An 8378-nucleotide genomic window follows, 5' to 3' on the forward strand; every position below is an offset into this window, starting at 1 on the left:
CTTCGCTCATCCTTTGAGCCCGCTCGCGAACCCCTTGATCACATACCGCTGCAGCACCAGGAAGATCACGATGATCGGGAGTGCGGCGAGGACCAGGCCGGCGAAGACCAGGCCGTAGTCCGAGACGTACTGGCCGACGAAGGCGAAGACCCGCACCGGGACCGTCTCGCGCGCCGACCCGCCCAGGTACAGCAGCGGGGTGAAGAAGTCGTTCCAGACGAACACGGCGTTGAGGATCAGCACCGTGCCGGTGATCGGCCGCAGCAGCGGGAACACGACGCGGGTGAAGGCCTGGAGGTGGCCCGCCCCGTCGATCAGCGCCGCGTTGGCGTAGTCGCCCGGCAGCGCCCGGATGAACCCCGTGTACAGGAAGATCGTGAACGGCAGCTGGATGCCGGTGTAGAAGATGATCATTCCCTGGTAGGTGCCGAGCAGGCCCGCGGAGTCGGCGAGCTTGAACAGCGGGATCATGCCGAGCTGGAACGGCAGCACGATGCCGAGCAGGAACAGCACGTACAGCGTGTAGCCGAGCCGCGAGGCGCAGCGGGCGAGGAAGTACGCCGCGAACGCCCCGATCGCGATGAGCGCCACCAGGCTCGCCACCGTGATCACCGTGCTGTTCAGCAGCGCCGAGCCCAGCGACGCCCGCGACCAGGCGTCGGAGTAGTTGCCGAGCGTCGGCGACGACGGCGGCGACAGCGGCGCCGAGGCGATCTGCTGCTTGTCCTTCAGCGACAGCGTGACGAGCGCGTACACCGGGAACAGGAACGCCAGCGCGACCGCGATCATCACGACTTCCAGGGCGAACGTGCGCAGTCCGTAACGCAGGCTCATGCCACCTCCCGACCGCGCAGGTACCGGATCTGGATCAGCGAGACCGCGGCGACGAACAGCGCCAGGACCAGCGCGATCGCCGTGCTGTAGCCGTAGTTGCCGAAGACGAACGCCTGCTTGTACAGGACGGTCGACAGCGTCTCGCTGGCATGGCCGGGCCCGCCGCTCGTGGCCGCGTAGACCTGGTCGAAGAGCTTGAGCCCGCCGATGGTGGACAGCATGACGTTGATCGTCACGGCGGGCGCCAGCAGCGGCCAGGTCACGCTGCGGAACCGCTGGAACCGGCCGGCGCCGTCGATCATCGCGGCCTCGTGCAGCTCCGCGGGCACCCCCTCCAGCCCCGCCAGGAAGATGACCATCGAGTATCCGGAGAACTGCCAGATCACCATGCCGGCCACCGACCACAGCGCCAGCGAGGGGTCGCCGAGCCAGTCCTGGCGCAGGGAGCCGAGCCCCACCGCGCCGAGGATCCCGTTGAGCCCCGCGTCCGGCGCCGGGTTGTAGACGTACTTCCACAGGAACGCCACCATCACGGGGCTGACGACGGCGGGCGCGAAGAACACGACCCGCAGCACCGCCCGCGACCTGATGCGCGTGTGCACACCCAGCGCGAGCAGCAGCCCGATGCCGTTCTGGACGACCACGATCGCGACCGTCAGCAGCAGCGTGTTGACCAGCGACCCGCGCGCGGCGTCGTCCCGCAGCAGGCGGTCGAAGTTGTCGACGCCGACGAACGACCGGTCGCCGATGCCGTTCCAGTCGGTGAAGGCGTAGAGGATCCCGCTGGCGCTCGGATACAGGACGATCAGCGCGTACACCAGCAGGGCGGGCGCCGCGAACCACCACGGCGGGGTCAGGAAGCCGCCGCGCCGGCGGCGGCGGGGCGGCGCGGGGAGGCGCGCCGCGCTGTCGGGAGGTCCCGCGGCACCGGCCGCCGAGGCGGCCGGTGCCGGACGTGCGGTCGGGGGCACGGCTACTTCTTCCGGTAGGTCTCGTCCATCTTGGCCAGGCCCTTGGCCACCGTGGTCTTGCCCGCGAGCAGCTCCTGCACCAGCGCGAAGTGGGCGGGCTGCACCTCGGCGTTCGGCCACGCCTGGTCCATGAACGGGTCGGCCCTGTCGCCGTCCAGGTACGGCAGGAACGGCTCCAGCACCGGATCGATCTTGGAGGAGGAGTCGCGGACGAGCGGGACGCAGGCGACGGCCTCGGCCCAGCGGTTGATGTTCTGCTGCTCGCCGAGGAACGCGACGAACTTCTCGGCGGCCTCCTTGTTCTTGCTGCGGGCGCTGACGCCGAGCCCCACGACGACCCCGGCGGGGATCCGCACCTGCGCCGCGTCGTCCGCGCCCGGCACCGGGAACATCGACAGGTCGGCGGCGTTCGCGGCGGCCGCGCGGAAGTCGGGCAGGACGGCCGACACCTGGATCGCCATGGCGGCCTTCCCGGTGGCGACCATGGACGTCTGCTGCTCGAACGTCGTGCCGTTGGGATTGTCGTTGAAGTACCCGCGCTTCTGCAGGTCCAGGTACATGTCGAGGGCCTGCACCCAGCCGGACTGGGCGAAGGACGTCGACCCCGCCTGCATCTGGCTGTCGAACTGCGGGTTCTTGGCGTACACGGTCGACGGCACCAGCGCGTAGGTGATCAGCTGCGTGACCCAGGGGGTCTGCGCGCCGAGCGCGATCGGGACCGTGCCCTTCTTCTTGAGCTTCTCGCAGACGTCGAGGAACTCGCTCCAGGTCTTCGGCGGTTCCACGCCGGCCTTCTCGAAGACCTTCTTGTTGTAGATGGCGCCGATGACGCTCGACCCGGCCGAGTAGATGAAGGTCTTGCCGTCCTTCTGGAACGCCGGCTTCAGGCTCGCCGGGATCTTCTTCGTCCACGCCTGGCCGCTCAGGTCGGCGAGCAGCCCCGCCTGCGCGATCTGCGCCATGCTCATGGCGCTGCCGTTGCCCGGGTAGACCACGTGCAGGTCGGGGGCGTTGCCCGCGCCGAGCTGGGTGCGCACCGACGTCTGCACCTGGTCGGTGGGCGCGAACGAGGTGCTGAACTTCGCCCCGGTGTAGGCCTTGGTGAGCAGGTCGAGCGCCTTCTGCTGGTCGGCGACGCCCACCAGGCGCAGGGTCCCCGAGCCGCCGGACGACCCCCCGCAGGCGGCCAGTCCCGCCGGCAGCGCGGCCGCGGCGGCGACTCCTCCGGACAACCGCAGGAATCCTCGGCGGCTGAGGGCCGCGTTCTGGAACGACGATGTCATCTTTCCTCCTCGCGTTCGCGGCGCGGACCGCCGGGGTGGCGGCGGTCCCGGCCGCGGCCGTCCCGCGCGGGGACGGACGTCATTGAAGGGCCGCCGTGAAGCGGTACTCCCCCGAGCCGGTCCGGCAGCGGAGCTCCCGCCGCGCCGTTCCGGCGACCGAGACCCCGGGGGCGTCCGCCACCGGGATCCCGCTCTCGCGGACCCCGTCCGGGTCGTCGGTGGGGATGTGGACGGTGGCGGTCGCGCCCGGCGGCACCGCCACCCGCAGTTCGAACACGCCGTCGCGGCGGGTCCAGGCGGTGGAGACCGCCCCGCGCACCGACTCGTAGCGCGCGCTCGCGGCGGTGAGGCCGCCGGGCCGCGGCCGGATCAGCAGCTCGCGGTAGCCGGCCGAGCCGGGCGCCTGGTCGAGGCCGGCGACGCCGCGGTAGAGCCATTCGCCGACCGAGCCGAGCGCGTAGTGGTTGAAGGAGTTCATCGCCGCGGCCTGGAATCCGCGCTCGCCGGTGTAGCCGTCCCAGCGCTCCCAGACGGTGGTCGCGCCGTGCCGCAGCGGGTACTGCCAGGACGGCGGGTCGGTGCGGCGCAGCAGGGCGTGCGCGAGGTCGGCGCGGCCGTGCCAGTCGAGGACGGGCGCGATCAGCCCCACGCCGAGGAACCCCGTGGTGAGGCCGGGGCCGGCGTCCTCGACCAGTGCGGCGAGGCGCCGCACCGCGGCCGGGACCAGCTCGCCCGGGAGCAGCTCGAACGCCAGCGCCAGCAGGTAGGCGGTCTGGGTGTCGCCGTGGACCCGCCCGTCCGGCGACACGAACCGCTCGGCGAACGTCTTGCGGACGTGGGCGGCGAGCGTGCCGTAGCGGGCCGCGGCCTCGTCCGCGCCGAGGATCTCGGCGGCGCGTGCCGTCAGCGCGGCACTGCGGGCGAAGTAGGCGGTGGCGAGGACGTCGCGCGGGGTGGGGGCGGGCGCCAGCCAGTCGGCGAAGTGCGGGCCCGTGCGGCGGGTCCACACCAGGTCGGGGTTGTGCCGGTGGACGTGGTCGACCCACGCGCACATGGCGTCGAGGTTGCGCTCCAGGAAGCGCTCGTCCCCGTACACGCGGTAGAGGTGCCAGGGCACGAGGACGCCCGCGTCGCCCCAGCCGGGAGCGCCCTCGTCGGCCACCCCCGCGATCTTCGGCGCCACGTTCCCGAACGCGCCGTCCGGCGACTGCGCCCCGCGCACCTCGCGCAGCCAGCCGTCGAAGAACGCGGCGACGTCGGCGTTGAGGCAGGCCGTGGGCAGGAAGACCTGCGCGTCGGCCAGCCAGCCGAGCCGCTCGTCGCGCTGCGGGCAGTCGGTCGGGACGCTGACGAAGTTGGAGCGCTGCCCCCAGGAGATCGCCTGGTGGAGGCGGTCGACGCCCGGGTCGGAGCAGGTGAACTCCCCCGCCCAGGGCGTGTCGCTGTGCAGCACCACGCCGGTGACGTCGGCCGCGCCGAGCGCGCCCAGCCCGGTCACCTCGGCGTACCGGAACCCGTGGTAGGTGAAGCGGGGTTCGAAGACGGTCTCGGCGTCCTCCCCCGCGATCAGCACGTCCGTCGCGTCGGCGGTGCGCAGGTTGGCGGTGTAGAGGGCGCCCGCCTCGTCCAGGGCCTCGCCGTGCCTGACGACGACCCGGTCGCCGGGGGTCAGCCCGCGCGCGGTGAGCCGGACGCGTCCGGCGAAGTTCTGCCCGAAGTCGACCAGGAACCGGTCGCCGGCGATCCGGGTGACCGACCGCGCCGGCAACTCCCTGACGGCGCGGACCGGCGGCGCGACCGAGGCCGTGAGCCGGCTCCGGTCGGCGGCGGCGACCCAGGCGGGCCGCCATCGCGCGGCGTCGCGGTCGCCGGACGGCAGGTCCCAGCCCGGGGTCTCGCGGCGCAGGTCGTGGCACTCGCCCATCAGCAGGTCGGCGTACCGGACGGGCGACCGCGCGCTCTGCCAGTCGCCGCCGGTCGCGACGACGTCGGCGGAGCCGTCGGCGTGCACGAGGTGCAGTTCGGCCAGCAGTTGCGGGAACGTTCCGTAATGCGCGCCCGAGCGGCGCTCGTCGAAGCCGACGAACCCGCTCCACCAGCCGTCCGCGACCGTCGCGGCCAGGACGTTCGCACCCGTCCGCAGCATGCCGGTCACGTCGTACACCTGGTAGTCGACGCGGTCGCGGTAGTCCGTCCAGCCGGGGGCGAGCTCGGCGTCCCCGACCCGCGCGCCGTTGAGGCGCATCTCGTACAGGCCGCGGGCGGTGACGTACAGGCGCGCGGCGGCCGGCGCGGCGGCGGCCTCGAACGCCTTCCGCAGCCGGACGGCCGGCTGGAGGCCGTGGTCGGCGAGGGCGAGCTCGCCTTCCTCGGGAGCGTCCACCACGTCCTGGACGGACGGGTCATGCGTGATCCAGGCGGCCGACCACGCGGAGGGGCTCAGCATCCCGGTCTCGAACCAGGACTCCTCCCGCGAGGACTCGCCGGCCGCGCCGGTGACCGCGACCGTCCAGCGGTAGCGGGTGCGGGGCCGCAGCGCGGGGCCCCGGTAGCGGACGGAGACCGCGGCGGGGTCGGCGACGGCGCCGCTGTCCCAGACCTGGGCGCCGTCGTCGGCGAGGACCCGGACCCGGAAGCCGGTGGGCGCGTCCCCGCGCCGGCCGGAGGCCAGCCGCCACGACAGCAGCGGCGCCGGCTCGTCGACCCCGAGCGGCTCCACCCGGTGGTCGCAGCGAAGCCCGTACGGCGCGAGACCTCGGCCCAGGGAACCCGTCACTCACTCGCTCCGATCGCGATCCCAACAAACTGGGTTGTGAAGTTAACGCGAAAAATGTGAGCTTGAGCGTAGGAGGGCGCTGATCAGGGTGTCAAGGCTCACATCCGGTCGCTTCCGGCGGTACCGGACGCGCGCGGGGACGCCGTCACCGGCGCGGCCGGGAGAGGGCCCGCGGGCGCCGGGCATCGACGGGGGCGCGGGTCAGGCCGTCGCCAGCTCGTAGGTCACCTTGTGCTCGTCGAGCCCGCGCAGCGCCTCGGCGCCGGCGCCGTCGTCGACGATGACGCGGTCGAACGCCGACAGCGGCGCCACCCGGTGCAGCGCCACCCGGCTGAGCTTGGAGTGGTCGATCAGCAGCACGCTGCGGGCCGCCGCGCCGAGCATGGCGCGCTTCACCGACACGATGCGCTGCTCCTGGTGGTAGGCGAACCCGCCGGACACCGCGGAGGTCGACACGAAGCACAGGTCCACGTTGAGCGCCTCGATCGCGTCCACGCACGACACCCCGAGGAACGAGTCGTGCAGCGGGTCGTAGTCGCCGCCGAGCGCCATCAGCCGGATGTCGCGCTCGCCGGACAGCAGGTTGACGGCCTGCAGGAAGTTGGTGACGACCGTCAACGGGGCCGCCTCGGCCAGCCGGCGGGCCAGCGCCAGCGCCGTGGTGGAGTCGTCCAGCATGACCGCCATGCCCGGCTCGACCATCGCGGCGGCCCTGGCGGCGACGGCGTCCTTGGCGGGCCGCATCGACTTCATCCGGTAGGCGACGTTGCTCTCGAACACGCCGGACGGCTGCGCGGTCACCCCGCCCCGGTGCTTGCGGACGACGCCCTGGCGTTCGAGCTCGTCGAGGTCGCGGTGGATCGTCATGAGGCTGACGCCGAAGCGCTCGGCGAGCCCGGCGGCCGAGACCGACCCGGCGGACAGGACGATGTCGGCGATGTCCTGACGGCGCCGCTCCGGTCCGCGTGCGCCCCCGCCCTGCTCGACCATCCCGGAACCTCCCGCGGCCGGCGCGCGCGACGGGGCTGTCGGCGGAGGCCGGGCGCCACACAAGGTAACACGTTCGGATGGTTTGTTAACACACGGGTCAGCCGGGTTGACCCGTCCCGTCGGATCGCCGCGGCGTGCGCGGGGGCTCGATCGCCGCGACGACCGCACGGACCGAAATAACGGCGAATTCGTGAAAATCTTGCCGCGCGATGATCACTGAGGAAAGGATGGACCATCGGTCACTTACCTCATCTCCGAATGGGACAGAATGACGACGAGCTCCCTGCCCGCCTTCCCCGCCGCGAACGAGAACCCGCTCGACACCTGCCGGCGGCTGCGCGAGACAGCCCCGGTGGTCGAGGTGGAGTTCCCCGGCGGCGTCCCCGCCTACCTGGCGCTGACCCACGACGCCGTCCGGGAGATCCTCGCCGGGGACAACCGCACCTTCCTGCGCGACCCGCGGCACTGGCCGGCGCTGCACGACGGGTCGATCCCCGAGGACTGGCCGCTGCGCGCCATCGTCGAGGGCGGTCACCTGTCCACCAAGGACGGCGCCGACCACCGCCGGCTGCGCGGCCTGATCGGCAAGGCGTTCACGCCCGCGCGGGTGAAGGCGCTGGAGCCGCGCGTCCACGAGATCGTGGAGGGCCTGCTCGACGAGGTCGTGTCCGCCGGCGATGTCGTCGACCTGGTCCCCGCGTTCACCGAGGCGCTCCCGATGTGGGTGATCTGCGAGCTGTTCGGCGTCCCGGCCGAGGACCGTCCCCGGATGCGCGAGTGGACCGCGACGCTGCTCGCGCACACCACGCCGCCGGAGGTGGCGTTCGCGACGCAGAACGCGCTGCAGGCCTACCTGCACCAGCTGGCGGAGAGCAAGCAGAGGACGCCCGGCGACGACCTCACCACCGGCCTGGTCGAGGCCCGCGACGAGGGTGACCGGCTGACCACCGACGAGCTGGTCGGCGTGCTGTGGCTGATGCTCGTCGCGGGCCACGAGACCACCGTCCACCTGCTCGGCCACGCCATCGTCGCGCTGTCACAGAACCCCGACCAGCTCGAACTGGCCAAGGCCGAATACCGGTGGGCCGACGTGGTCGAGGAGACGCTGCGCTACCGCCACTCGGTGATGATGACGAGCTGGCGCTTCACCGCCAAGGAAGTGACCATCGCCGGGGTGCGCGTCCCCGAGGGCCAGGCCGTCGGCGTGGCGTTCCAGGCGGCCGGGCTCGACCCGGCGGAGCACGGCGAGAGCGCGGAGCGGTTCGACATCACCCGTGAGGTCAACGGGCGCGTCAGCTTCGGCCACGGCCCCCGGTACTGCATCGGCGCGTCGCTGGCCCGGCTGGAGGGCCGGCTGGCGCTCGCCGCGCTGTACCGGCGGCTGCCGGAGCTCACCCTCGCCGCCGACCCGGACGACATCCCCTACTCGCCCTCGTTCTTCACGGTCGGCCCGCTCAGCCTGCCGGCGGCCCTCGGGCCCGTCCGGCCCTGACGGCCCTCCCGGTCCGGCGGCCCGGCCCGCCG

Annotated in this window: 6 protein-coding genes; 1 reads left to right on the top strand and 5 read right to left on the bottom strand. The window is 72.7% G+C overall.

The genetic code is table 11. The features are described from left to right. Positions 1-6 precede the first annotated feature (6 nt). From AB0C84_RS32205 to AB0C84_RS32225, 5 genes are all read right to left on the bottom strand, one after another. The gene (locus AB0C84_RS32205; protein WP_361073896.1) at positions 7-834 is read right to left on the bottom strand and encodes a carbohydrate ABC transporter permease; all 828 of its coding nucleotides are present in this window, start codon (positions 832-834) and stop codon (positions 7-9) included. Beyond that, a complete protein-coding gene (locus tag AB0C84_RS32210) occupies positions 831-1805 on the bottom strand; it encodes a sugar ABC transporter permease (protein WP_361073898.1) in 975 nt (324 codons plus the stop codon). The genes AB0C84_RS32205 and AB0C84_RS32210 overlap by 4 nt, the downstream gene beginning before the upstream one ends. A gap of 2 nt (positions 1806-1807) precedes the next feature. Next, positions 1808-3088: an extracellular solute-binding protein gene (locus AB0C84_RS32215; RefSeq protein WP_361073900.1), complete on the bottom strand. Its 1281-nt coding sequence runs from the start codon at positions 3086-3088 to the stop codon at positions 1808-1810. 79 nt (positions 3089-3167) lie between these two features. After that, positions 3168-5864, bottom strand: a complete 2697-nt coding sequence (locus tag AB0C84_RS32220) for a family 78 glycoside hydrolase catalytic domain (protein ID WP_361073902.1) — start codon at positions 5862-5864, stop codon at positions 3168-3170. 201 nt (positions 5865-6065) lie between these two features. Next, positions 6066-6854 (bottom strand): DeoR/GlpR family DNA-binding transcription regulator, encoded by a 789-nt coding sequence (locus tag AB0C84_RS32225; protein WP_361073904.1) that lies wholly within the window; start codon positions 6852-6854, stop codon positions 6066-6068. 268 nt (positions 6855-7122) lie between these two features. Here AB0C84_RS32225 and AB0C84_RS32230 point away from each other — a divergent pair, with 268 nt between their 5' ends. Continuing rightward, positions 7123-8346: a cytochrome P450 gene (locus AB0C84_RS32230; protein ID WP_361073906.1), complete on the top strand. Its 1224-nt coding sequence runs from the start codon at positions 7123-7125 to the stop codon at positions 8344-8346. The last annotated feature ends 32 nt before the right edge of the window (positions 8347-8378 follow it).

The organism is Actinomadura sp. NPDC048955, assembly GCF_040649435.1.
Lineage (GTDB): Bacteria > Actinomycetota > Actinomycetes > Streptosporangiales > Streptosporangiaceae > Spirillospora > Spirillospora luteofluorescens.

Bases quoted from the DNA above. Each gene is read 5' to 3' on its own strand.
- AB0C84_RS32205 (WP_361073896.1), bottom strand. From the start codon at position 834: ATGAGCCTGCGTTACGGACTGCGCACGTTCGCCCTGGAAGTCGTGATG.
- AB0C84_RS32215 (WP_361073900.1), bottom strand. From the start codon at position 3,088: ATGACATCGTCGTTCCAGAACGCGGCCCTCAGCCGCCGAGGATTCCTG.
- AB0C84_RS32225 (WP_361073904.1), bottom strand. From the start codon at position 6,854: ATGGTCGAGCAGGGCGGGGGCGCACGCGGACCGGAGCGGCGCCGTCAG.
- AB0C84_RS32230 (WP_361073906.1), top strand. From the start codon at position 7,123: ATGACGACGAGCTCCCTGCCCGCCTTCCCCGCCGCGAACGAGAACCCG.